Annotated in this window: 19 protein-coding genes and 2 pseudogenes; 14 read left to right on the top strand and 7 right to left on the bottom strand. The window is 41.4% G+C overall.

The features are described 5' to 3' along the window. Nucleotides 1-56 precede the first annotated feature (56 nt). From H6G77_RS29230 to H6G77_RS36380, 3 genes and pseudogenes are all read left to right on the top strand, one after another. Nucleotides 57-440 (top strand): annotated as a pseudogene (locus tag H6G77_RS29230) (uracil-DNA glycosylase family protein); the annotation flags it as partial. A gap of 27 nt (nt 441-467) precedes the next feature. Further along, a pseudogene (locus H6G77_RS29235) lies at nt 468-1,181 on the top strand (hypothetical protein); the annotation flags it as partial. Nucleotides 1,182-1,289: 108 nt separating this feature from the next. Continuing rightward, nucleotides 1,290-1,811 carry a uracil-DNA glycosylase family protein gene (locus H6G77_RS36380; RefSeq protein ID WP_277880690.1) on the top strand — a complete coding sequence of 174 codons (522 nt, stop codon included), beginning with the start codon at nt 1,290-1,292 and terminating at the stop codon, nt 1,809-1,811. 86 nt (nt 1,812-1,897) lie between these two features. Here the strand turns inward: H6G77_RS36380 and H6G77_RS29250 are convergent, their stop codons facing one another. After that, complete coding sequence (locus H6G77_RS29250; protein WP_190594419.1) at nt 1,898-2,092, bottom strand: heavy-metal-associated domain-containing protein; 195 nt, start codon at nt 2,090-2,092, stop codon at nt 1,898-1,900. Nucleotides 2,093-2,117: 25 nt separating this feature from the next. Then, nucleotides 2,118-2,774 (bottom strand): DUF305 domain-containing protein, encoded by a 657-nt coding sequence (locus tag H6G77_RS29255; RefSeq protein WP_190594420.1) that lies wholly within the window; start codon nt 2,772-2,774, stop codon nt 2,118-2,120. A gap of 292 nt (nt 2,775-3,066) precedes the next feature. Here H6G77_RS29255 and H6G77_RS29260 point away from each other — a divergent pair, with 292 nt between their 5' ends. Then, the gene (locus H6G77_RS29260; protein WP_190594421.1) at nt 3,067-3,375 is read left to right on the top strand and encodes an RNA-binding protein; all 309 of its coding nucleotides are present in this window, start codon (nt 3,067-3,069) and stop codon (nt 3,373-3,375) included. Nucleotides 3,376-3,656: 281 nt separating this feature from the next. Here the strand turns inward: H6G77_RS29260 and H6G77_RS29265 are convergent, their stop codons facing one another. Next, the gene (locus H6G77_RS29265; protein WP_190594422.1) at nt 3,657-5,300 is read right to left on the bottom strand and encodes an acetolactate synthase large subunit; all 1,644 of its coding nucleotides are present in this window, start codon (nt 5,298-5,300) and stop codon (nt 3,657-3,659) included. A 149-nt stretch (nt 5,301-5,449) separates the two neighbouring features. Continuing rightward, nucleotides 5,450-6,817 carry an NAD-dependent succinate-semialdehyde dehydrogenase gene (locus tag H6G77_RS29270; protein WP_190594423.1) on the bottom strand — a complete coding sequence of 456 codons (1,368 nt, stop codon included), beginning with the start codon at nt 6,815-6,817 and terminating at the stop codon, nt 5,450-5,452. Nucleotides 6,818-7,646: 829 nt separating this feature from the next. On the opposite strand from H6G77_RS29270, the gene H6G77_RS29275 reads away from it, so the two are divergent. Both H6G77_RS29275 and H6G77_RS29280 read left to right on the top strand, forming a co-directional pair. Beyond that, nucleotides 7,647-8,357, top strand: coding sequence for a mobilization protein (locus H6G77_RS29275; protein WP_096582981.1), 711 nt, complete (start codon nt 7,647-7,649; stop codon nt 8,355-8,357). Nucleotides 8,358-8,496: 139 nt separating this feature from the next. Further along, a complete protein-coding gene (locus tag H6G77_RS29280) occupies nt 8,497-8,694 on the top strand; it encodes a hypothetical protein (protein WP_190873429.1) in 198 nt (65 codons plus the stop codon). A 27-nt stretch (nt 8,695-8,721) separates the two neighbouring features. Here H6G77_RS29280 and H6G77_RS29285 read toward each other — a convergent pair whose 3' ends face one another. After that, nucleotides 8,722-9,018: a YrhB domain-containing protein gene (locus H6G77_RS29285; RefSeq protein ID WP_190873430.1), complete on the bottom strand. Its 297-nt coding sequence runs from the start codon at nt 9,016-9,018 to the stop codon at nt 8,722-8,724. A gap of 601 nt (nt 9,019-9,619) precedes the next feature. Between H6G77_RS29285 and H6G77_RS29290 the strand changes: the two genes are divergently transcribed. Next, nucleotides 9,620-9,913: a hypothetical protein gene (locus H6G77_RS29290; RefSeq protein WP_190873431.1), complete on the top strand. Its 294-nt coding sequence runs from the start codon at nt 9,620-9,622 to the stop codon at nt 9,911-9,913. Nucleotides 9,914-10,235: 322 nt separating this feature from the next. Further along, nucleotides 10,236-10,991: a DUF429 domain-containing protein gene (locus tag H6G77_RS29295; RefSeq protein ID WP_190873432.1), complete on the top strand. Its 756-nt coding sequence runs from the start codon at nt 10,236-10,238 to the stop codon at nt 10,989-10,991. A gap of 55 nt (nt 10,992-11,046) precedes the next feature. Here H6G77_RS29295 and glgP read toward each other — a convergent pair whose 3' ends face one another. Together glgP and H6G77_RS29305 are read right to left on the bottom strand one after the other, a co-directional pair. Further along, nucleotides 11,047-13,611 carry an alpha-glucan family phosphorylase gene (gene glgP, locus H6G77_RS29300; protein WP_190676269.1) on the bottom strand — a complete coding sequence of 855 codons (2,565 nt, stop codon included), beginning with the start codon at nt 13,609-13,611 and terminating at the stop codon, nt 11,047-11,049. A gap of 280 nt (nt 13,612-13,891) precedes the next feature. Further along, the gene (locus H6G77_RS29305; RefSeq protein ID WP_190594428.1) at nt 13,892-14,215 is read right to left on the bottom strand and encodes a hypothetical protein; all 324 of its coding nucleotides are present in this window, start codon (nt 14,213-14,215) and stop codon (nt 13,892-13,894) included. A gap of 600 nt (nt 14,216-14,815) precedes the next feature. Here H6G77_RS29305 and H6G77_RS36385 point away from each other — a divergent pair. The 6 genes from H6G77_RS36385 (at nt 14,816) to hpsL (ending at nt 25,098) form a co-directional block, all read left to right on the top strand. Beyond that, a complete protein-coding gene (locus H6G77_RS36385; protein WP_277880687.1) occupies nt 14,816-14,944 on the top strand; it encodes a hypothetical protein in 129 nt (42 codons plus the stop codon). A 684-nt stretch (nt 14,945-15,628) separates the two neighbouring features. Next, the gene (locus H6G77_RS29310; RefSeq protein ID WP_190676267.1) at nt 15,629-16,339 is read left to right on the top strand and encodes a DapH/DapD/GlmU-related protein; all 711 of its coding nucleotides are present in this window, start codon (nt 15,629-15,631) and stop codon (nt 16,337-16,339) included. Nucleotides 16,340-16,715: 376 nt separating this feature from the next. Next, nucleotides 16,716-19,247: a glycogen/starch/alpha-glucan phosphorylase gene (locus H6G77_RS29315; RefSeq protein WP_190594430.1), complete on the top strand. Its 2,532-nt coding sequence runs from the start codon at nt 16,716-16,718 to the stop codon at nt 19,245-19,247. Nucleotides 19,248-19,901: 654 nt separating this feature from the next. Then, nucleotides 19,902-20,018: a photosystem II reaction center protein I gene (locus tag H6G77_RS29320; protein ID WP_015114068.1), complete on the top strand. Its 117-nt coding sequence runs from the start codon at nt 19,902-19,904 to the stop codon at nt 20,016-20,018. A 387-nt stretch (nt 20,019-20,405) separates the two neighbouring features. Continuing rightward, nucleotides 20,406-23,129, top strand: a complete 2,724-nt coding sequence (locus H6G77_RS29325) for a DUF3769 domain-containing protein (RefSeq protein ID WP_190873433.1) — start codon at nt 20,406-20,408, stop codon at nt 23,127-23,129. 310 nt (nt 23,130-23,439) lie between these two features. Continuing rightward, nucleotides 23,440-25,098, top strand: coding sequence for a hormogonium polysaccharide biosynthesis protein HpsL (hpsL, locus tag H6G77_RS29330; RefSeq protein ID WP_190594433.1), 1,659 nt, complete (start codon nt 23,440-23,442; stop codon nt 25,096-25,098). The last annotated feature ends 4 nt before the right edge of the window (nt 25,099-25,102 follow it).

Below are 25,102 nucleotides of genomic sequence, written 5' to 3' on the forward strand. Positions count from 1 at the left end.
TTTCAGTATTCCGCAATCAACACAATCTAGGTGCTTAAACCAACAACCGTAGTTTCATGAGCAGCGACATTCAACTGAGTCTCTTTGGAGAATCTAACATCAATCAAAAAGACCAGATTCCTACAGATGGCAAAATTCCCATTCCGACGGGAACCTACAACAACATGACCGAATTGGCACAGCACTGCAACCAGTGTCAACGTTGCGAATTAGGACAAACACGCACCAATGCTGTCGTAGGGCGAGGTAATCTCAAAGCACCAATCATGATTGTGGGCGAAGCACCAGGCCAAAGCGAAGACGAAACCGGCTTACCATTTGTTGGTCGGTCTGGTCAGCTACTAGAAAAAATATTAGCATCGGTGAATTTGACTACTGAGCAAGATGTCTACATTGGTAACATCAATAAATGCCTTGATGGTTACACTAGAGTCATCACCAAAGCAGGTTCTAAACGACTTAATTGGATTGTAAAAAACCAGTGGTCAGGTGAAGTAGCGAGTGTTACTGAACATGGACAACTAGTTTGGAAAAAAGTAACTGGTTGGTACAGATCACAACTAGCAGGCAGACAACTTTACAAAGTATCCTTTAGAGGTGGCAAAGGTAGTAATAACGGTGAAGTTGGCTATGTTGCCACAGAAGATCATCCAGTTATGACCCGTAGAGGCTGGATTACTGTTGCAGAATTACAAGACGATGATTTAGTAGCAACTGGGACACCTGCTCCTGGAAATAGAGGACTACAGATATTATTAGGTTCGTTGTTGGGTGATGCTTGTATTAGCTCCAATGGTCAATTTATTGAAAATCACAGTATTCAACAAGCTGCGTATTTAAAGCTAAAAGCAAGAGTATTAACTGGCTTTAAACCCCAGATGAGAGAATATCTAGCTAAGTCCCAAAATGGCAATACCTATCAATCATTAAGCATGGGACTGGCAAAAACATACTATTTGCATCAACTACGTGAAGAATGGTATCCCCAAGGTAAAAAAGACTTTCCGATTGCAGCCTTAGAAAAACTAGACAATTTTGGTCTAGCTATTTGGTACATGGATGATGGCTATTGGCGAAGAAAGACTAAAGATGGAAAAATTAGACAAAGCATTGATGTAGAAATTGCTTTAGGAGATATCAAACCAGAAACAGCAGAAAAAGTTGTTCAGTATTTTGACAGCAAAGGTTACAAAACTTATGCAGTTTTTCAGTCAACTTGGAGAATATTTTTTAGATATGGTGAGGGCATTCGATTTTTAGAGAGCATTGCCGAATATATTCCTGTATCGATGCGGTATAAATTACCAGAGGAACTGCACAAAATTCCATTTAACTTAAAAGTTTACCAAGAAGAAGCAGTAGTCACTGATTGGAAACCAGTTACTAAAAAACCAGTACCACCAAAATCTAATTCTGAGTTAGTCTACTGTATTGATGTTGAAGATACAGCCAATTTTGTCACACCAGCAGGGGTTGTACATAATTGTCGCCCTCCTGCTAATCGGGTTCCTACTCCTAATGAAATGGCAGCTTGCATCCCATATTTATTAGAACAAATTCGCTTAATTGACCCCAAAATTATTTTGTTAACAGGTGCAACAGCCGTCAAAGGATTAACAGGCGAAAAGCAAGGAATCACCAAAATTCGCGGTCAGTGGATAGAGTGGGAAGGCCGTTTATGTATGCCAATTTTTCACCCTTCCTACTTGTTGCGTAACCCATCGAAAGAAAAAGGCAGCCCAAAATGGTTGATGTGGCAAGATATTCAGGCAGTCCGCGCTAAGTATGATGAAATAGCGGGTGATAGGTGACAGGTGACAGGGGTGTAAGGGGTGTAAGGGTGTAGGTGTTCAAAACCCTTACACCCAGCCTCAACACAGGTAAATCCAGGTAATACTTAAGCTGGGGGATAGCCAGCATTAGCTAAAGCATCTTTGATTTTTTCCTCAGAAGCTTGAGTTTCCACATTAACAAGCTTAGTTGCGGGATCAGCTTGTACGATCGCATCAGCATCAACTGTTTTCACAGCATTGGTGATATTGTTAGCACAAACAGAACAAGCCATGTTGGGAACGGTAAGTGTCAGTGTCATAGATTTAGAATTTTGAATGATAAAACTACTTAGACCAAGCTTGATACCATTGCTGCATCTGTTGAATTTCAGCAGTTTGAGACTTAATGATTGCTTCAGCTAACTTCCTAATTTCAGGATGTGTAGCATTATTGGCTACCATCTTGGCCATCATCACTGCTGATTCATGGTGAGGAATCATCTGACGAATAAATTCCTTGTCAAAATCAGAGGCATTTTTTAATGTCTCTAAATTCATCCCCATACCCATCATTCCTGAGTGCATGGACATTTCCGGCATTTTGTGACCTGCACTATGATGACTTCCCATCTCGGTGCTTGGAGTCGCAGGAACTTCCGCGCCATACCATTGTTTGTACCAAGCTTTCATTTGGTCAATTTCTTTGGTCTGGTCAGCTTTAATTGCCGTAGCCAGCTGTTTAATTTCTGGCCGTTGAGATTTTTGCAACGCTATATCCGCCATCTCGACTGCGCCTTGATGGTGGGGAATCATCATTTCGATGAAGTTCTGATCTGCTTGCTGTGTTCCTGCCATTTTGTGTGGCATAGTGCTACTTGTCGCACAAGGAGGCGATTGTAGACGCTGTTGTGCGGCTCTGGTAGCGTAGGTAAAGGATAAAGCAGTAATCGCACTACCTGCGAGTATACCTACTAGCCCATAAATTGTTGGTTTAGTTAACATAGCTGTTCCTCTTTGTTATTCAAAGGAACTATTTGTGTCCTACTCGTTACATTCATCCTAAACTCTCCCGTTAAATGGAGAATCCAGCAGATTTTACAAGTCGTTACATTTCTTTTTATGACAATTTTTCTCTTTTCTTGCCTAAAACTTACATCTTGTGTCATGATGAGGTGTGAGAATTAATTCGGCGATAGCGTTTGTTTTTAGTATTGATGGGCTTTTCCTTTTGGTATTTACAGACTTCTCCCCGAAATCTAATATCTCTGCAAACTTGCGATTTCGGATTTAAATTATGTCAATTTACGTAGGTAACCTCTCTTATGAAGTTACACAAGATGCTTTGAATAGTGTTTTTGCAGAATATGGTTCTGTAAAGCGGATTCAAATCCCTACCGACCGTGAAACAGGTCGTCTACGTGGTTTTGCCTTTGTAGAGATGGGTAGCGATGCTGAAGAAACAGCCGCTATTGAAGCACTTGATGGTGCTGAATGGATGGGTCGTGACCTCAAAGTTAATAAAGCTAGACCTAAAGAAGACCGTGGTTCCTTTGGTGGTGGTGGTAATCGCGGTGGTGGCGGCGGCTACCGTAACCGCTATTAAGTGGTAACAGGTAACAGAGGGCAGAATTATCAGCCTTTTGCTGTCTAATTACCAACTTGACTACTGCTATTTTTTGAAAAATACCGACACCTCGGTTACATAATTTTATCAAGGCTCAAGTATTACTACTTGAGCCTTGTTTATGAGGTACAGCAACTGATTGAAAAAAGTAAATGGTGTACCTCACTTACTTCAAAAGTGCTGTATCAGGGTGCAGGTTTAGGAGGGAAAAACCTTACACCCATTCTCAATAGACAACCTTTATGTGTCAGTCCTCAGAACTACAGTTCACAACTCAATTCACCGGCTTTTTGAGTAAAACGGCGATTTTCTCTGTAATCTACAGGACAATCAATAACTGCGGGTACATCCTGCGCTAAGGCTTCTTTAAGGATCGGGATTAAATCGAGACTAGATTCCACGCGATAGCCTTTTAAACCCATACTTTCGGCTAATTTGACAAAATCGGGATTACCAAAATGGACGAAAGATGAATTACCTTTACCAAAGTGGTTTTCTTGCTTCCATTCAATTAAGCCATAACCACCATCATTAAAGATTAAGGTGACAAAGGGAGTACCGACGCGCAACGCTGTTTCTAATTCTTGGGAATTCATCATAAAGCCACCGTCACCCGTTACAGCCACAATTTTGCGCTTGGGATACACCAGTTTAGCGGCTAAAGCACCAGGAATCGCAATCCCCATTGCGGCAAAGCCATTAGAAATAATGCAAGTATTGGGACTATGGCAATGATAATGACGCGCCATCCACATTTTATGTGCGCCAACGTCGGAAATTACAATATCATCTGGCCCCATGACTTGCCGCAAGTCATAAATTAATTTTTGCGGTTTAATTGGATAACCTTCATCATTAGCATATTGTTCATAATCAGCGCGAATTTCACTGCGTAAACTAATCGCATAAGGATTTGGTTTACCTTGGCGGTCTGCGACTTTTAAGATTTCAAACAAAGAATCGGAAATATCACCAATAACTTCGACATTACAAACATAACTACTATCAATTTCTGCCGCAGATGTACTAATATGTACGATGGGAATATTACCTTCAGGATTCCATTTTTTCGGCGAAAATTCAATTAAATCATAGCCGATCGCAATTACTAAATCTGTATTATCAAAACCGCAGGTAATAAAGTCTCGTTGCTGTAAACCGACAGACCATAATGCCAAAGGATGAGTATAAGGAATTACACCTTTACCCATAAATGTATTAGCAACAGGGATATTCATTTGTGTTGCAAATTGTGTTACCGCATCACTAGCTTGACCACGAATTGCACCATTACCAACTAAAATTAAGGGATTGACGGCTTGAGAAATCATCGCGGCGGCGGCGCGGATGCTGGCGAAAGATGCGTAGGTTTTTTCAGTTTTATCGCGCTGTAAAGGTTTCCCTTCCACAGACATAGCGGCGATATTTTCTGGTAAATCGATATGCACTGCACCGGGTTTTTCGGTTTGTGATCGCTTGAAGGCTTTGCGGACTACTTCTGGTGTAATACTCGGTCGCACAATCTGTTTATTCCACTTAGTTACCGGGGCAAACATCGCCACTAAATCTAAATATTGGTGAGATTCAATGTGCATTCTATCGGTTCCCACTTGCCCAGTAATTGCTACTAAAGGCGCACCATCCAGGTTAGCATCAGCCACACCAGTCATCAAATTTGTTGCCCCAGGGCCAAGGGTAGAAAGACAAACCCCAGCTTTACCAGTTAACCGTCCATAAACATCGGCCATAAAAGCCGCACCTTGTTCATGACGAGTCGTAATAAATTTAATGGTAGAGTGTTTGATTGCTTCTAAAACGTGTAAATTTTCCTCACCCGGCAGTCCAAAAACATACTCTACACCTTCATTTTCTAAACACTTTACTAATAGTTCTGCTGTATTCATTTTAAGTTCCTCATAAGATGCACAAAGTAGGGAATGGAGAGTGGGGAGTGGGGAGTAGTGATACATCAAGTAAAAAGTAAAAAACTAGGTTTCTTTTAACTTTTGCCTTTTGATTTTTGCCTTCCTATTCCCTACTCCCTACTCACTAATCACTTCACCCAAACAGTTTTAACATTGACAAACTCTTGTATGCCTTGAATGCTTAATTCTCGGCCATAGCCAGAACGTTTGAGACCGCCAAAAGGTAAGCGGGGGTCAGATTTAACTAAACCATTGATAAAGACTGCGCCAGCTTCAATTTCGGCAATTAAGCGTGAACGTTCTTCGTCGTTGTTTGTCCAAGCACTTGCACCCAAACCAAAGGGTGTAGCATTTGCCAGTTTAATCGCTGCATCAATATTTGGCACTCGAAATAACAAGGCGACTGGGCCAAAAAATTCTTCCTGGGCAATTGGCGCGTCAAGAGGAATATCTGAGATGATCGTCGGTGGATAAAAGTTACCTGGAAGGTTTGATATAGGATGCCCACCAGTCAAGACTTTACCGCCGCTTTGTTTGGCAACTTGTACTTGCTGATCTAACTCTTGGAGGATATCTGGTGTGGCAAGTGGCCCTAAATCGGTGTCTGATTGCATAGGATCGCCGACTTTTAAAGCCAGAAATTTATCTAACAATAACTTCTCGAATTGATCAGCGATCGCTTCTTCCACAATAAAGCGTTTCGCAGCAATACAAGATTGCCCATTATTTAACATCCGGGCGGCGGTGGCTGTCGCTGCTGCGGCTGCTATATCCGCACTGGCTAAAACAATAAACGGGTCACTTCCCCCCAATTCCAAAACAGTTTTTTTAATGTGTTTGCCGGCGTTGGCGGCTAAAGACGCACCCGCAGGTTCACTTCCAGTTAAGGTAGCAGCTTTTACTCGGTCATCAGCAATTAAATCAGCTACTTTTGCCGCACCAATTAATAAAGTTTGAAATACACCTCCGGGAAAACCAGCCCGTTGGAAAATATCGGCAATTGCTAAAGCTGATTGCGGTACATTCGACGCATGTTTTAATAAACCAACATTACCTGCCATCAGTGCAGGTGCAGCAAAGCGAAACACTTGCCAAAAGGGAAAATTCCACGGCATCACTGCCAAAATTATCCCCAAGGGCTGATAGCGGACAAAGCTATGACTAGCATCTGTTTTCACAGTCACATCCGCCAAAAAATCAGCAGCATTTTCCGCATAATAGCGACAAACACTGGCACATTTTTCAACTTCTGCGATCGCTGCTTTGTATGGTTTACCCATTTCCAGCGTCATGATTTTGCCAAAGTCTGCCTTTTCTTGGTCTAAAATTTCCGCAGCTTTTTGCAACCAAAGCGATCGCTGTGGGAAACTCGTCTTACGGTACTGCTCAAAAGCCTGATTTGCCAAATTTAGTTTAGCGGCAATTTCTACATCGTTGAGTGGCTCAAAAGTTTTGAGCGTCTCCCCAGTGGCGGGATTGATGGTGGCGATAGCCATTACCTGACCCCCATTAAAAAACAGCTTGAGGTAGCCGCCTATTTTTACACAAATTAGTTATAGAAGCTACCACCCAAATTGTAGACTTCTTGCTCAAAATTGGTTGCTTAATATTACAATTTCGCAATTAAATCTATAACAATAGATACACTAATTGACTGTATTTTTAGGTAGATACAGGACAGATTCAATGATTTATGGATGAGATTTTTTTGCTCAATTACTAGGCAAAAATTACTAGATATAGTGATGATGTTTGTGGGTGCGATCGCTAAATAATCAAGCGCACAGCCTGACATAAAGCCAGGATTTTAAGATAACACCGAAAATATTAAAGTGCTACTCGCAAAACTCTAAAAGTAGAGTCTGGTATTTTTTTGCCTCTTATTCCCCCCAGCAAATGTAAAAGTTTGTATCGAACCCTTGTCAGTCTTTGATGATAGGATTATTTAAATTTTGACCCTGATCGGTAACATGACAGGCACAAAGTCTCAAAAAACTCTATAGATAAACGTTAATTTAACGTGGTGTGCAACTTTCTCTCAAACCTAACCCCCAACCCCTTCCCTACAAGGGAAGGGGGGCAAGATTCAAAGCCTCTCTCCGCTTCGGGGAGCCAGCGCGTTGCGGAGGTTCCCTCCGTTGTAGCGACTGGCGTGAGAGGTTTGGAGAGGGGTTTCAAGAATAAGTCACACATCGCATTAATTTCACGAAAAATCAGCAGTATTTCTCAACAGATGGTATAAAAGTTGCAGCAGAAGCCACCAAAACCTTCCAAAACACAAGCAGATATTTTAAATAACTTCAAACAGTATTAGGGGTAGCTATTATGCCAACAATTCATTTAATAGATGGTGAAAAAGGTGGGGTAGGAAAGTCGCTAGTCACCCGGACAATGATTCAATATTGCTTAGATAAGAAAATTCCCTTTGTCCCCATAGAGACGGATAGATCAAATCCTGACGTAGCTGGCGTTTATAAAGGTATGTGTCAGTATGCCGTTTTTACCGAAGATGAACGCCAAGCCGACAAAGCTGATAGAATCTTTGAAATGGCAATGTCTAAGCCTGTAATTGTCAATCTCGCCGCCCAAAGCCATCGCGCCGTCAAAAACTGGATTGATAAAAACCAGTTACTCGAACTGGGAAGCGCCGAAGGAGTCAGTTTTTGCAAGTGGTTTGTCACTACAGGCGGCTATGACAGCCTCAATTTATTTGTCCAGTCAATCAATAGCTATGGTGATAAAGTCCCCCATGTCCTCGTGAGAAATTGCGGACTGTGTGACGACTGGGAACACGTTGATTCTGACCCGAACATGCAACAGTTAGTACAGAAGCATAACGTTCAGGTTGTGGACTTTCCGAAATTGGCATACAAAGAAAGAAATATCATTGACCAAACTCGGATGACTTTCTCAGAAGCAAGAGAATACAAAGAATTTGGTATTTTGAGCAAACAGCGAGTCGTACATTTTCTCAAGCTGGCTTACGCTGCTTTTGAAAAAGTTGGCATTTGGTATGAAGAAGTAAAGCAGGCTTAAAATTGAGTCTATATTTATCCACAACACAAGTAGTTTTAGTGTTGTGGCCTTAGCCTAATTAGGACTTACTCATACCAATTCTATGTGAGGTTGCATTTAATCTTTTATCTCTTCTTTCTTTGTGTCCTTTGCGCCCTTTGTGGTTCGTTCTTTAATTCAGCGCATCTTCATACAGAATTGGTATGATTTTGAGGGCATTGTCATTATCGCTGAACTGGGAGCGATCGCTTACTTCACGGTTGGCAATAGTTGTAGGTTGGGTGGAGGAACGGAACCCAACACTATCAAGACGTTGTTGGGTTACGCTATCGCTACACCCAACCTACTATTCTCTTAACTGAACTATTACGTTATTTACTGTCAGCTAAGAAGTCAATTTTCTTTTTTCTTCGTAAGCCTGTATACTTTCTTCAATAGTCTTTAAAAGGGTTAAGTAATTTAATGTTCCATCTTCTTTTTCGATAACTATAGGATAAAGACCTAATATTTTATAGCGTCTATCATTTGTCTCTACCCAACGCTTACCCTGATAAAAAAATACCCACCCCCATTGTTTCTCAATAGTTCTTTCATGTATGATAACTAGCTCATCGTCTGAGACAGGTATTTCTCTTGTAATATACTCTTTTACTATACTTGCTGCTGTTTCCTTATCAATCATATTGTTTACAAAAATGATTAATTTATTTTAACATCGCAAATTTAGTAATTTATTGAATATTATTACAGCCATTTTCAGGTAAATTGTAATTATCGCTGGATTTGGAGCGATCGCACTTGCTTATCTAGGACATTGTAATTATCGCTGGACTTGGGGCGATCGCACTCATTCATCTAGGGTATTGTAATTATCGCTGGACTTGGAGCGATCGCACTCATTCATCTAGGTCATTGTAATTATCGCTAGATTTGGAGCGATCGCACTTACTCATCTAGGTCATTGTAATTATTACTGGATTTGGGGTGATCGCACTCACTCATCTAGGGCATTTTAATTATTGCTGGACTTGGGGCGATCGCTACCTATACTCACTACTGTATAACTAAAGGCACTGATTCATTATATTAATTATCTAAAAAGATACAATAAATATTTATCAAATCTCCAACTAGTAATTTACATATATTTATTCAACTTCTAAAGATAGAATCTTATTCTAATTTTTTATAACCAAAGAATAATTTTTGATTTCGTAAATATGTCTATAAATTAAGCATAGGTAATTAACAAATACCTATGTAACGTAAGTGAGGTCAAGATTATGTTGGTTCAAACAAAAGTATCCGATTTATTTGTGGATTTATCTCCAGAAAACCAAGAATTTTTAGCTGGGGGATGTAAATATTATGGTCGTGGTGGTTATGGTCAAGGTGAACAACCAACTCAAGGAGTATCGCCAGCAGAAGAGTCATCACCTGAACAGTCATCACCCATGATTGCACCACAACCATCAGCCCGTCTAGTTGTAGGTAATATCATTACAGTAACACCATTTGCCAAGTGTTTACCCGGACAAGATTGTTACGGCGGACAAGGTTCTCAAAGTCAAGACTAATGAGATTTTGAACAAGTTGAAAAAGTCTCTTTTTTCCTTTTAATAAATTAAGTGTATGAGGCAGAGGAATAAAGATTTATTTCTCTGCTTACTTGTAAGTAGGTAGACACAATTATTTAGAAGACGCATTTCGACTTCTCCCCAAGGGAGACGCTACGCGAACGCTCAATGCTCGATCCTTGAGAATAAGAGGGTTGAGCGCAGCGATGCACTGAGCTTGTCGAAGTGTCGAAACCCGGTAATTTTAAGTTAGTTTTAATTTAGTCCTACTACTTAAATATAATTGTGCAATTATATTAACAAATGAATTAGTTAGTTATAAATGAAATTTCTTGGGATTGATTTAGGTTGGAAATCGCAACCAAGTGGCTTGTGCTGTTTAGAATTAATCGATGGAAAATTGCAATTACTAGATTTAGATCGCCAAGATGCGATCGCTGACATTTTAACTTGGATAGATAACTGGGTACAACCAGCAGCACCAGCGATGATTGCGGTTGATGCGCCGACTTTGATTCCTAACCCTACAGGTAGCCGTCTCCCCGACAAACTCACTCATAAATACTTTGGCAAATATCACGCCGGCTGCTATCCCGCCAATCAAAATTTACCTTTTGCCGAGCGGACAATTAACTTTGGCTTAGAATTAGAATCCCGTGGTTTTGCCCATGCACCAACGATAGCAGCAAAAACACCCGGTAGATATCAAATCGAAGTTTTTCCACACCCTGCAATTGTGCATTTATTTAATTTAGAACGTATTCTTAAATATAAAAAAGGGCGCATCAGTGAACGTCGCGTAGAATTAATCAAACTTTATCAATATATTCTCGAAGTTTTACCTATTCTCGAACCTAGTCTTAAAACACCACAATCTCATCTTTTTCCTTTTGACTTTTTCCTTTTACCTTCCACAGGTGCAGCCCTCAAAGCCACCGAAGATAAACTAGATAGTTTAATCTGTGCTTATGTGGCTGCACACTGGTGGTATTGGGGAGAACAACGTAACTTAGTATTAGGCGATCGCACTACAGGTTACATTGTCATCCCTAAGAAAATGGGGAGTGGTGAGTGGTGAGTAGGGAGTAGTAGAAATTTCCCCATTCCCCACTCCCTATTCCCTACTCCCCAGTTTATTCCGCCCAAGCAATCAATCTGGGTTCATAAGCATTAGACAGGTGTGGGTGTTTGGGTAACACACGCAAGGATAAGCCTTGAAAACCAGAGGTAGTGTAGACAATATCAGCAGTGTAGAGACTCAAGCCTTGGTCATCTTGACCTTGGTAATCCATGACAACTGGAACCGCATTCACGATTTCACCGTTGGCATCGATCGCACCTTGATATAACTCTACTTGGATATCATCATTACTCAAAGTGGCTAAATCAACTTTGGCTTTCACTGCTACCTTTTGCTCAACTTTAATATCTGAACCTACAGATACATCAATATCTTTGATTCTGATGTTAAACCAGTGGTCGCTGAGTTTAGCTTTCCAAGCGGCTAATTCTTTGGCTGGGGCATAATTATCATCCACTAAAGTATGATAGCGATCGCTGGCGTGGAAATATGCTTTTTGGGCATAATCCCGTACCATCCGCGCTGTATTAAAGAACGGACAGTTCAGGCGAATCGCATCTTTCATTTTGGCTACCCAACGTCGGGGCAGTCCATCTTCGTCGCGGTGGTCATAAAATAGAGGCACAACTTCTTTCTCTAACAAATCGTAGAGGGCGTTAGCTTCTACCTCATCTTGATAATTGGGATCTTCGTAATTTTCCCCATGTCCTATCGCCCAACCGGTGCGGACATAATCGGCTTCATCCCACCAACCATCTAAAACACTTAAATTAGGTAAGCCATTCATTGCGGCTTTCATTCCGCTAGTTCCCGAAGCTTCCCTGGGACGACGTGGTGTATTCAACCAGATATCACAACCAGCCACCATCAACCGAGATATATGAATATCGTAGTTAGGTACAAAAACAACTTGTTTTTCTAAATGATGTTCGCGGATAAAATGATTGATTTCACGAATCAGTTCTTTACCAGGAATGTCTTTGGGGTGGGCTTTCCCAGCAATCACAAATTGAACTTTGCGGTTTTTATCACCAAGTAAAATGCGTTGAATACGTTCTAAATCACGCATCCACAAGGTAGCGCGTTTATAAGTTGCAAACCGACGGGCAAAACCAATAGTTAAAACGTAGGGATCTAATACTTCTTGGGCTTGGGCAATTTCTGAAGAAGAAGCACCGCGATCGCGTAAATGTTTGACGAGATGATCCCGCACATACAGTACCATATCCAAACGGCAGCGTTCGTGATTGCGCCACAACTCCTCATCGGGAATTGCATCCATCCTCTCCCACAGTTGGTTATCTGGTGGTACTGATGACCAGTTTGGCCCTAAGTAGCGATCGTACAACTCTTGGGTTGATTTTGCCACACAACTGCGAGCGTGAACACCGTTGGTAATAGCGGTGATTGGCACTTCTTCGACAGGGACTTTCTTCCACAAGCCTTGGAACATCTGCCGTGACACCACACCGTGCAGCTGCGCCACCCCGTTAGAAAATGTCGCCATTTTCAACGCCAGCACTGCCATACTGAAAGGCCCGGATAAATCCCCTGTATTTTCTCTGCCCAGTCCTAAAAACTGTTCTTTGGGCAAACCAAAGATATCTGCATAGTAGCCCAGATAATACAAAATTTTATCGGGAGGGAACAAATCAATTCCCGCAGGTACAGGCGTGTGTGTGGTAAAGATGTTGCTAGACATCACTACCTGTTTGGCTTGGGCATAGCTCAAACCTTCTTCTTGAATTAAGATGCGGATGCGCTCTAACGCCGAGAAAGCCGCATGGCCTTCATTCATGTGGTAGGCAGTGACATCATAACCCAAAGCTTTCAGCATCCGTACACCACCAATCCCCAACATAATTTCTTGGTGGATACGCATATCAATATCGCCGCCATACAGTTGATCTGTAATGTCGTGATCATATTGATTATTGGGTTCGATGTTGGTGTCTAACATATACAAAGGCACCATCCCCACCTGTACCCGCCAAACTCTGGCGTATACCTTGCGCCCTGGATAATCAACCGCAATTTGCAATTCGGAACCATCGGGATTGCGTTCTAAATGCAAGGGCATATTATAAAAATCGTTGATGGGGTAACGTTCTTGTTGCCAACCATCAGCGTTGAGGTATTGAGCAAAATACCCTTGTTGATAAAGCAAGCCGACACCTACCAATGGTAGCCCTAAGTCACTGGCAGATTTTAAATGATCACCAGCCAGAACGCCCAAGCCACCAGAATAAACAGGTAAACAGTCAACCAAGCCAAACTCTGCCGAAAAATAGGCATAACATTCTTTTGGCTTTTGAGCGCGTTGTTTCTGATACCAAGTTCCTTCTTGGAGATAATCATCTAACTGACGAGCAGCACGATCCATTTGTGCTAAAAACCCATCATCCTCTACTACCTCCAACAGCCGTGCTTGGGAGATAGTACCCAGCATCAACACTGGATTGTGATGGCTAGATTCCCATAAATCTCTATCTAAACGGCGAAATAAATCTTTAGTTTCAACATTCCAGTCCCAATGCAAATTATATGCTAACCGCCGCAGTGGTTCCAGGCGCGGCGGTAGTGACGGGGAAACATTGAATGTGCGAATTGGCTGCATAGGTTAGCAACTCTCCAAGTTCAGCTATGGTTATTGTTTACCTTGTTTATCCAATGCTGCCAATTCTTTATACTGTGTTTGTAAAGTACAGATGACTTTGTTAAGTATTAAAAACTGAGACGAAAATCAGTGCAGAACCTTACCCCAAGCGGATTGTTACTTGTTGATGTTCTGCTGGAGTGTCTGAATTAATAAGGAAAATTTAATAATTGAGGCGCTATTGACATCAAAACTCCCCATTCCCACCGAGAACAGAGAGGTTAATGTCTATTCGTCATGTTTAACTGCCCAAAGAAGGCTGATCTTGTGGTTTTTTTGGCATGGTGAGACTTTGCGCCGCCGCATAAGCCAACTCTGCTGCAATCTTATAAGCAAGTTTGATATTAGATGCGCTATCCTTGTGGTGTGTGGCAGAAGTTTTGGGACGAGGTTTTGATTCCTGCATCACTTCACCAGAGGCGATCGCGCGTTGCAAAATGATAAAAGCGTCCAAGTCTTCTGAGTCGTACTCTCGGCGCAATAACGTTTGGATCTGGTTGCGATCGGCGATACTCAAATAACCAGTTCTAAAAGCTTGCTGGACGATTTGTTTAATTTCAACCATAATTTCAACCAAGTGTGGGAGTTAATTTAAAGAAGCTTAGTCTGTAAATTTGGTTTTCTTGTGAGAATTACTTCTCATCGCGTGAATTTTCTCTAGACTTCACAATTTATAATGGGAGATATCCTAGACACATCGTCCATCTGGTTCACCTGATTGGGTGATTTACAAATTTGGCAATTATGGTTATACGCCTGTCCGGTTTCGTGCCGAAAGTTTCTGTATGAAGGGAAAGAAACCAAGAATTAGGCTAAGTGGAACTGTATTGAAATACAGCACTTTTGAAGTCAGTAAGGTACACCAGGAGTATTAAGTAATGAGTAATGAGTAATAAGTAAATCTTTGACTCATTACTCATTACTTTCCTAAATATATAATGTATTTTAAATCACGAATCTAAAATTTGTAATCTTGCAAGTTGGGATAAAACAAATGTTGTTTAAACTACCAACTGTAGTCAATTAATTATATTGTTAAAAACTTCCGACTTGGGAGTGATCCATCAAAAATAAAATGTGTTATTCTGGGAGGCAATTGTTATGAAAAGCCACCCATCTAAATGAAATCGTGACTTGGTTAAGTTGTAAATCATCCGTGTGCAACATGAGCGTAGCGGGATACTCTAGAAATTTATTGCAAGAAAGTCGTCATTGCAGTCGGGGAAGCGCATACTTGTTTGCACCGATGGTAAACTTTAATGTGATGGCTGAAGTTGGTGATACTCCACCTTAATTAAAATCAATTTTTAATTGACCTAAAAATAACAAGAGGATTAGCAATTATTTTGTGATTGGTAAACAGTCCGCAGTAGGTTTTGAGCTTCAACAATCACATACATATTGTTATTGCCAGAATTTGTCCTTGTTTAATTAGGTCATTGAACATATTTAAAACAACTGCATAGAGCAACTTGATGGTAAAGATATCAATTTATTTCAACTATCAAACAGTTGAATAGTTGATGTCATACCATTTCACTTTAAAAATGATACGGATATGCAAGTAGCGCCTCGACTTCTCCTGACGGAGACGCTGCGCGAACGCTCGGCGACCAGAAGCAGAGTTGCAGAGGAAGCGATTTCTATCAGTAATTTCGTGAAATGGTATCACCATCTGTCATTTGCTGGATAAATTAGCAGCAGCATTAGTATCTGGCTGAGATTAATCTTGATACTAAATGCAAAATTTTGTTGCTAAAAGTAATTGATAAAGAGCTAGAAAATCTCAAGTGATCGCACTTTGATCAAACGAGATTAACTTTCATCAAATACACTTTTATCCTGTAATTTATTGCCAGATATTTTAATAAGTTGCGGCTCAAGACTTACTAATTAAGTTTTTGATTAATTTCAGAGAAATTGCGCTACCTACAATTTCTCTTCTCACTTCATTCAAAAAAATACCCCAAATATAGCCATGAGTAACCAAAAATACGCCGCTAAAATTCAACGTTTCAAGGAAGTACTACTCACAACCTTATTAGCAGATATCCCGACAATGGCTCTCGGTACAAAACTCCGTAATTGGTTATATCGCAGTATTTTTTCTCAGTTAGACAGTTCAGTTTATATCCAAAACGGTGTGGAATTTTTGGGGACAAACTGCATCGCTATTGGTAAAAAAGTACATATCTTTAAAGGTGTGAGAATTGATGCCCAAGGACATTCCAACAATAAAATTTATTTGGGTTATGGTGTAGCTATTGAACGCAATGTTGATATTGGTTGTTTAGACAACACATCTATTTATATTGACGAAGAAACTTTTATTGGCCCTCATGTATGTATTGCCGGGCCAGGAGATATTACCATTGGCAAACACTGTATGATTGCAGCCCACTCCGGCATATATGCTAACAATCACAACTTTACAAATCCCTTAGAACCAATTAAAGACCAAGGCATCACACGCAAAGGAATTGTGATTGAAGATGATTGTTGGCTAGGACATGGAGTCACTGTATTAGATGGTGTAACCATCGGTCAAGGTAGCGTTATTGGTGCAGGCGCAGTCGTCACAAAAGATATTCCGCCATTCTCCGTGGCTGTGGGTGTACCTGCAAAAGTCGTCAAAAATCGGATGAATCAGCAATTATCAGAAACAGGCGTAGGCATTACCCGGACATAATCACCACTGTATCTAAAGAAAAGTGTGTCTTTTTTTTCCCTTCAAGAAACCAAGTCATAAAATAATCATGACTTAAGTTATACCCACCCTGTTAATGGCAGTTTTAGTCATAAACAGGGTATTCGCATTGGCTTTATCAAGCTTCTCCTGTAGTGGTGAAAATTTCCGGTACAGGTACTCAAGGTGCAATCCCCAGAGTTTATTGAGCCAGCTAGAGAAAAATCACATCGCACATCACCTTGATACCTAAAGAGTACTTGCTTGTTTCATTACTCTGGCTGAAGCAACTAACAGCATGAACCCAACTGTGATGACTTAAGGGTGAGGAGTGGTGATTTCGCTCTTGTCTACTCTCTATTCTTGATAGGAAATAATTATGACGACATTTGAGCAAGCTCCAATATTTCAGTGCGAATTTGAAGACGATCGCACCGGGTTAAGTAAAGAAACTATCAAACGTGCTTTAGCTGATAATCTTTTTTACATCCAAGGTAAATACCCTGGTACAGCCACGCTCAATGATTATTATATGGCTTTGGCTTACACCGTGCGCGATCGCATGTTGCAACGTTGGTTTAAAACTACGGAAGCCTATACAAAAAAAGGTGTCAAAGTTGTCAGTTATCTCTCCGCAGAATTTCTCTTGGGGCCGCACTTAAGCAATAACTTGATCAACTTGGGGATTTATGATTTAGTCCGCCAAACCGTGGAAGAAACTGGGCTAGATTTTGTGCAACTGCGCGAAATTGAAGAAGAACCAGGCCTAGGAAATGGTGGTCTAGGTCGTCTGGCGGCTTGTTACATGGACTCTCTGTCAACTCTCGAAATTCCCGCCATTGGCTATGGAATTCGCTACGAATTTGGTATTTTTGACCAAGAAATTCGGGATGGTTGGCAAGTAGAAATTACAGATAAATGGCTGCATTTAGGCAACCCTTGGGAAATTCCCCGCCTAGAAGAAACCATCGAAGTCAAGTTTGGTGGTCGCACCGAAGGTTATTACGATGAAAAATGCCGTTATCGGGTACGCTGGATTCCCGATAAAGTGGTCAAAGGTGTTCCCTACGATACGCCCATCTTAGGTTATCGCGTCAACACGGCGAATACCTTACGGTTGTGGAAAGCTGAAGCGCCGGAATCGTTTGAATTTAAGGCATTTAACGATGGTAACTATTACGGTGCTGTCAACAAAAAAGTAGTTTCCGAGAATATTACCAAAGTTCTTTATCCTAACGATGAGTTGCAGCAAGGTAAAGAACTGCGCTTAGAACAACAATATTTCTTTGTGTCTTGTTCTCTGCAAGATATGATTCGGCTGCACTTGCAAAAAGGCGAAACCATAGAGACTTTTCATCAATCATTTGCCGTACAACTCAATGACACTCACCCCTCCATCGGTGTGGCAGAATTGATGCGGCTCTTGGTAGATGAACATCAACTAGAGTGGGATCAAGCTTGGCAAATTACGCAAAATACCTTTGGCTACACCAATCACACCTTGTTACCAGAAGCTCTAGAAAAGTGGCCTTTAAGACTATTCAGTAACTTACTGCCCAGACATTTGCAAATTATCTATGAAATTAACCAACGCTTTCTCGGTCAAGTGCGTGCTAAATATCCCGACGATAGCGATCGCCTAGCGCGGCTATCATTGATTGATGAAAGTGGGGAAAAATATGTCCGTATGGCACATTTAGCCAGTGTTGGTTCCCACGCAATTAACGGTGTCGCCGCTTTACATACAGAGTTACTCAAACAAGATGTTCTGCGTGACTTTTACGAATTTTGGCCAGAGAAATTCACCAACAAAACCAATGGTGTTACACCCCGACGTTGGATAGTAGTGAGTAATCCCCAACTGGCTAACTTGATTACTCGTAAAATTGGGACAGATTGGATTAGCCATTTAGAAGATTTAAAGCGACTCGAAGCTTTTGTCGAAGATGCTGAGTTTCGTCATGAATGGCGGCAAACCAAGCAAGATATTAAGACTTATTTGGCAAATTATATTAAGGACAACCACGGAATTGAAGTCAATCCCGAATCACTGTTTGATGTGCAAGTGAAGCGGCTGCATGAGTACAAGCGCCAACACTTGAATGTGCTGCACATCATCACCCTTTATAAACGCCTCAAAGACAATCCCAATCTGGAAATTACACCCCGCACCTTTATTTTTGGTGGGAAAGCTGCTCCCGGCTACTTCATAGCGAAATTAATCATTAAACTCATCAATTCTGTTGGGGATGTGATTAATAATGATCCCGATATGCGCGATCGCCTAAAAGTAGTATTCTTACCTGATTACAATGTCAGGTTTGGTCAACGAGTTTACCCAGCCGCCGACCTTTCCGAACAAATCTCGACGGCTGGTAAAGAAGCTTCCGGGACTGGCAATATGAAATTTGCCATGAATGGCTCACTAACTATCGGTACACTTGATGGCGCTAACATCGAAATTCGGGAAGAAGTAGGTGCAGAAAACTTCTTCTTGTTTGGACTGACAACCGAACAAGTATATGATTTAAAATCCAGAGGCTATAACCCTTGGGATTATTACCATAGCAATCACCAACTCAAAGAAGTCATTGACTTGATCAGTTCAGGATTCTTCTCGCATGGTGATACTAATCTGTTCCGGCCATTAGTAGACTCACTGTTGTACCACGATCCTTATCTGCTGTTTGCCGATTACCAGTCTTACATTGACTGTCAAGACCAGGTAAATCATGCTTACCGTGACCAAGAACACTGGACAAAAATGTCAATTCTCAATGCAGCTAGGATGGGTAAATTCTCTTCTGACCGAGCCATTAAAGAATATTGCCAAGAAATTTGGAATGCTGTACCCGTGAAAATCGAACTAGCAGAATATATTCAAGCTAGGGCTGGTTTGAAAGTGAACTGATCAAATCAGATAAATTCGGTTTTTGGTTGAGGCGGGTGTAAGGGTTTAAGGGTATAGGGGTGTAAGAGTGCTGAACACCTACACCCCACACCCTCACACCCCCAATACGGTTCGGTTAACAAATGTATCTGTTGAGGTGAGCAGGGGGGCGGAGGAGCTTCAGGTGCAGGGGAGAGCGTACCTTCGTTCCCCCTTTCACCCCTGCACCCCTGCACCCTTGCTTGCCTACACAAGTAAGTTTCTTATCCGAACCGTATTGTTCACACCCCTACACCCTAAAATTTCAGGAAACCTCTGGCATTAATTAACGTCACAACATTAGCCAGTCAAAAACTACATCTCATTAGCATCTACTTAATAGTAGTGTCTAGGTTGGTTAAGACATTAGTAAATGTAAACGACAGCAACAGGCTTTTATTTAACTCTGTAACCTGTCACCTATCACCTGTAACCTACCTTCTGCTATAAAACAACCCACAGCATGAGATAATGGCGAAACCTGTGCCATACTCTATGGGGTAGTCATAACATAGCCTCCCCTATCAACAGAGTGCGCTCAAAACGAGACAAGATTTGGGTAAGATAAAGGAGCTATCTTTTCTGCATGGCAGATACCGAGAGAAGCTTTTTCCGACCCCCTTTGGAGATATTTCTATGCTGACTTTAAAAATCGCTGTTTATATTGTTGTTGCCTTCTTTGTGACTATCTTTGTCTTCGGATTCTTGTCAAATGATCCTGCTCGTAACCCCGGCCGTCGGGATTTAGAGTAAGTACAAGACAAATTATCCGCGACTGCCGGAAGGTGGAAAACAACCAAAGTCACGGACAATTGCTGGCTATCCTACAGGAAAGCTTTACGTTTAAATACTGATTAGCAGTTGCTACACAGGGAAAATCCGCAGCCATTGGCTAACACGGAGTTTCCCTTCACAGTAACTGGGTTTTTACTAAAGTAATAGTATTAAAATATACTATTTATTAGGCGATCGCAAAGTTATCCCTAGTAGGAAAGCGTTTTCTAGCAGTGTCCTTGACAGTGGAATTTCCTCTTTTTAGCAGCTTGCTGCACGTAGGCAGAAAGCAAAAGTCGGAAGACACAAGTGTTCTCATCTTTCCGGCTAATCGTTGGCTATTTGTTAGGTTAATTTTGCCCAGATATGCTTCATCCAGTTCTGCCGCCTGCGCCACCGCCTGTTATTGAACCGATCAAATCGACAAATTCGCTGTCATCAGTTGACAATCCCCAAACTTATGCTTTTGTAGAATCAGCTAGTGATGCTCAAAACACGGCTGAAAAACCGCAAACTGCCAAAATTGCCGATACTAAAAATCTACCGCCTCAATTAGTACCGATCGCATCTACTTCAGATAATTTAGTCAAGACAAAAACTCTACCCACTCCCCATACACCAGAAACTTTACCCCCAGCACTATCGCCGTTTTCTCCCTCCAGAAGTGCTACAAGTTTAGGACAACCCCTCAGTATTGGTTATGGCGTTCAGTCAGGGAATCTAATTGGGGAAAATACATCACAAACTGGCGCATCTGTTCAGCAATTCCCCGCACCCGCAAAATTTGTCACTGAACCAGTCGCCCAGCCAGCATCAGCAGAAAAAATCCCTGCATCTGCAAAAGTCGTCACTGAACCAGTTACTCAGTCAGCATCGGCAGAAAAAATCCCCACACCCGCAAAAGTCGTCACTGAAAAAATCACACCACAGTCACCTGTTCAGCAATTTCCCCCAGCAGCAAAAGTCGTTGCTGAACAAGTTACTCCACCCGCATCACAAAGCACAACAGCACAGCCACAACAACCAAAAACTATTAATCTTTCGGGGAAATTTAGCGACTATATACCTAACACTCAGCCAGTTCAAAATATTATTGAGTTTAAATCTCGCAACCTCACCAGCCAATCAAATAACCCGACCAATATAGAATTTAAATCACCCAGCCAACCAACTCCCCCAAGTACAACTTCTCCCACGCCCCAACAGCCATCACAAACAACCACACCAGTGGTTAGAGAAAGAATTGTGGAAGTGATCTCAGATCGGCAGGAGTATGATGAACAACGAAGAATTGTGACGGCGGAAGGCAATGTAGTAGTGCGATTTGATGGGGCTGTAGTGGATGCCGATCGCCTACAAGTGAATTTAGCCAACTTAATTGCCGTTGGGGAAGGGGATGTGGCCTTGACTAGAGGTGATCAAGTATTGCGTGGTCAACGTTTTACTTATAACTTTTTGCAAGACAGTGGGGAATTAGAAAATGGCAGAGGCGAAATTTATATCCCCACATCCTCTACAGATTTGGGCTTTTTACCTGCTGAGAATACCCCTGGTGGTTTACAACTCAGACCACCAAGCGATCGCATTCGTACTAATCAACCCCTCACCAATGTCCAAAATCCGGGCGAAGTGAACGTGGTTGTCGGTGGTCGTGGCGCAAGTAATCTACCAACACCAAAACAAGGCGGACAAGTTAAGCGACTGCGATTTGAAGCTAGACACATCGATTTTTATCCACGGGGTTGGCAAGCTAGGGATGTGCGAATTACCAATGACCCATTTTCACCTCCCGAACTAGAGTTACGGGCGAGTAAAGTTACACTGACACGCCAAGCTCCATTAATTGACCGCATTAAAACCGAACGTCAGCGTTTGGTATTTGATCAAGGTCTGAGTTTACCCATCCCCGTAGATAGCCAAACTATTGACCGCCGGGAACAAGAAGTCACTCCTGCAATTGTCTCGCCTGGCTATGATGGCGATGACCGTGGTGGTTTATATTTGGAACGAGGTTTTACACCCATCAATACCGAAACAACAAGTTGGACAATTACACCGCAGTTTTTTTTACAAAAAGCCATTCAGTCAGGTTTAGAAAATCCCGCATCTTTGTTTGGTGTGAGAAGTAAACTGAATTCAGTTTTAGACCCAAAAACCACACTGCGCGGTTCAGGAGAATTAACTAGTTTTGACTTGAGCCAACTAGACTCAAATTTGCGGGCGAGTTTGCGACTGCGGCGAGAATTAGGCGATCGCAATCCACATCTTTTAAATGTGGAATATAGTTACCGCGATCGCTTGTATAACGGTTCTCTTGGCTTTCAAACTGTCCAAAGTAATTTGGGCGCTGTTGTCACCTCGCCGATTATTCCTTTGGGGAAAAGTGGTATTAACCTCGACTATCAAGCAAGCGCACAATATATTACTGCTAATAGCGATCGTCAAAACTTATTTAGCACCAACATTGGTCAAACAATTGATCGTGTCTCTTTAGGTCGTCTACAAGCCAGCGCCGCTCTCAGCACTGGTGTGTTTCTCTGGCAGGGAAAACCATTAGCCCCCACAGCTACCGCCGGCTTGCGTTATACACCTAGACCTGTAGTTCCTTATATACAAGCGTCAGCTAGTATTAGAGGTACTACTACTTATTACACCAGTGGAGATGACCAAACCAATCTCATTGGTTCAGTTGGTTTACAAGGACAGATTGGCCATTTTTCCCGTCCTTTTTTTGATTACACAGGCTTTAATATCAGTTACTCTAGAGGCTTAACTAGCGGATTATCACCTTTTTTGTTTGACCGATTTGTTGATAACCAAGTCTTGAATGCGGGAATTGTTCAACAAATTTATGGGCCATTTCGGATTGGGTTTCAGACCTCAATTAACTTGGATACAGGCAGAGAAACCAGTACAGACTATGTTTTAGAATATAGCCGCCGCACCTATGGCATTACCCTACGCTACAATCCCGTCTTAGAATTAGGCGGTTTCAGCATTCGCATTAGTGACTTTAATTGGACTGGTGGTACAGATCCATTTTCGACGAATCAAGTTACACCTGTAGTTGGAGGTGTGCGCCAGGAATAATCTTGGGGATTGACAACTAAAAAAATATCTCATCATTCAGGGACAAGGGAGACAAGGGAGATAGAGGTCTTGCTGAGTCAACACATTGGATAATGTATGAGGAAATACGACTTTAGGACTTACTACAACTTAGTATCAGCAAGTTCTTGCGTCTCATTAGACACTAGCTTTATGTATGTTATTATCGGGTTTTAACTTTCAGGATTGAGTAATTAGCCAGCATCAACACAAAAAAAGCACTGGAAAACTTATATTTCTAATTCAGTAACCAGCACTTTTTATACAAAGGCTAACAGGCTAAGGCGCTGCTATGGCAAAAGTAAAATCAAAAGTCCAGAAATCAAAAAACTCGAAAAAGCAGCCTAAAAAGGAAGCACCGACTCTTAGCCTCCAAGAAAGGTTAGCCCAAAAGCGTCAAGCAACGAAAGCCCGCAAAGAATTTATGGATTTACTCACTAAATCCTTATCTGGTGCGTTGTTTTTAGGTTTTTTGCTGTTTTTAGTTGCCGGTATTAAGGCTGCATTACCTGCTGTCTTGGGGGTACTGGTGATGTCTTTTTCTTATAAATACCCTCGTCAGGCTTTAATTGCCTTTATTATCTACGTTCCCTTTGGCGGCACAATTACTTATTACATTGGTAATAGTCCGATTCTGCAATTGGCTAAAGATTCATTTTACATCCCAGCTGCGATCGCTCTTTGGCAAATTTGCCGCAAACAGAAACTACCATTCATCATCCCCAAGCAAATTAAAATCCCATTGTTTATTTTATTGGGTTCTTGTTTGCTCACTCTCGTATTTATCAATGGTGGACAACAGTTTAACCCACCACCAGCTGGACTATTAGAGGAACCTGTTAAAGAATTTCCCATAGGCTTAGGAATTCTCGGTTTAAAAGTTCTTTTAGGTTACGTATCTTTAATTACTTGTATTTACTACCTAATTCGCAATAAGCAAGATTTTTTCTTCTTATCGCGTCTACAAATCGTACTAATTATCGTCTGTTGTGTCCTAGGATTGATCCAATACTTATTCTTACTCACTGGAATTTGTGAAGGAACTAAAAATCTCGAAGGTTCTGCCTTATTTAAGGCTACACTTGACGCTAGATGTTATTTTGGTGGTTCCCTAGTCTACAGTCCCAGTCAAGGAATAATTCGGCTACCAGGAACATTTGTTGCACCTTGGCAATGGGCATGGTTTTTAATTTCTAGTACTTTTTTTGCCTTTGCTACAGGCTTTTCCGACCCGTCAATTTTTTGGCGGTTAATAAGTTTAGGTTCTATGGCTTTAATCTTTGTCAATGCAGTAATTTCGGGACAAAGAATCGCCCTCGGCTTAGTACCTACTTGTTTTGTCATGTTACTCTTGCTGACTGGTCAAATTGCTAACTTGAAACGGTTTATCCCCATAGGAGTAGGGTTAGTGATGATTTTGGGAATTGCCGTTGTGAGCAACCCTGTAGTTGTTCAAGAGAGAATAGATAGTTTTGCCAGTCGTTGGAATGCTTCACCACCTCAAGATTTTATTATTCAGCAATTTGAAGAAAACTTAAAAGATACAGATAGCCCTCTAGGAAGTGGTTTAGGTCGAGCCACTAACTCTGCTCGTGCATTAGGTAAAACCAAACTAGTAGAGACTTACTACCCCAAATTAATATATGAGATTGGGATTTTTGGCGTATTGGGGTTTCTGGCTTTAGTTACTACACTGACATTTACAGCGTTCACAACTTATCGCTCGATAAAAAACCGTAATTTCCGCAGTTACGCAGCGTCGATGTGGGTGTTTATATTGTTTATTAGTTACAACACTTACTACTATCCTTTAGATGTCGATCCAGTATCTGTATATTACTGGTTGGGTGCAGGAATACTATTCAAATTGCCAGTGATAGATAAACAAGAGAAGGAAGATGCCAACCCTGAAAAAGCAACAAATAAAAAAGGTTTAAAAATTAAGTTTTAATTCA

This window comes from Aulosira sp. FACHB-615 (assembly GCF_014698045.1).
Taxonomy (GTDB): Bacteria; Cyanobacteriota; Cyanobacteriia; order Cyanobacteriales; family Nostocaceae; genus Nostoc_B.

Coding starts and splice junctions, on each gene's coding strand:
- H6G77_RS29320 (WP_015114068.1), top strand. CDS start 19,902: ATGCTGACTTTAAAAATCGCTGTTTATATTGTTGTTGCCTTCTTTGTG.
- H6G77_RS29260 (WP_190594421.1), top strand. CDS start 3,067: ATGTCAATTTACGTAGGTAACCTCTCTTATGAAGTTACACAAGATGCT.
- H6G77_RS29275 (WP_096582981.1), top strand. CDS start 7,647: ATGCCAACAATTCATTTAATAGATGGTGAAAAAGGTGGGGTAGGAAAG.
- H6G77_RS29250 (WP_190594419.1), bottom strand. CDS start 2,092: ATGACACTGACACTTACCGTTCCCAACATGGCTTGTTCTGTTTGTGCT.
- H6G77_RS29325 (WP_190873433.1), top strand. CDS start 20,406: ATGCTTCATCCAGTTCTGCCGCCTGCGCCACCGCCTGTTATTGAACCG.
- hpsL (WP_190594433.1), top strand. CDS start 23,440: ATGGCAAAAGTAAAATCAAAAGTCCAGAAATCAAAAAACTCGAAAAAG.
- H6G77_RS29270 (WP_190594423.1), bottom strand. CDS start 6,817: ATGGCTATCGCCACCATCAATCCCGCCACTGGGGAGACGCTCAAAACT.
- H6G77_RS29285 (WP_190873430.1), bottom strand. CDS start 9,018: ATGATTGATAAGGAAACAGCAGCAAGTATAGTAAAAGAGTATATTACA.
- H6G77_RS29310 (WP_190676267.1), top strand. CDS start 15,629: ATGAGTAACCAAAAATACGCCGCTAAAATTCAACGTTTCAAGGAAGTA.
- H6G77_RS29255 (WP_190594420.1), bottom strand. CDS start 2,774: ATGTTAACTAAACCAACAATTTATGGGCTAGTAGGTATACTCGCAGGT.
- H6G77_RS36380 (WP_277880690.1), top strand. CDS start 1,290: ATGCGGTATAAATTACCAGAGGAACTGCACAAAATTCCATTTAACTTA.
- H6G77_RS29315 (WP_190594430.1), top strand. CDS start 16,716: ATGACGACATTTGAGCAAGCTCCAATATTTCAGTGCGAATTTGAAGAC.
- H6G77_RS29290 (WP_190873431.1), top strand. CDS start 9,620: ATGTTGGTTCAAACAAAAGTATCCGATTTATTTGTGGATTTATCTCCA.
- glgP (WP_190676269.1), bottom strand. CDS start 13,611: ATGCAGCCAATTCGCACATTCAATGTTTCCCCGTCACTACCGCCGCGC.
- H6G77_RS29295 (WP_190873432.1), top strand. CDS start 10,236: ATGAAATTTCTTGGGATTGATTTAGGTTGGAAATCGCAACCAAGTGGC.
- H6G77_RS36385 (WP_277880687.1), top strand. CDS start 14,816: ATGAGCGTAGCGGGATACTCTAGAAATTTATTGCAAGAAAGTCGTCAT.
- H6G77_RS29265 (WP_190594422.1), bottom strand. CDS start 5,300: ATGAATACAGCAGAACTATTAGTAAAGTGTTTAGAAAATGAAGGTGTA.
- H6G77_RS29305 (WP_190594428.1), bottom strand. CDS start 14,215: ATGGTTGAAATTAAACAAATCGTCCAGCAAGCTTTTAGAACTGGTTAT.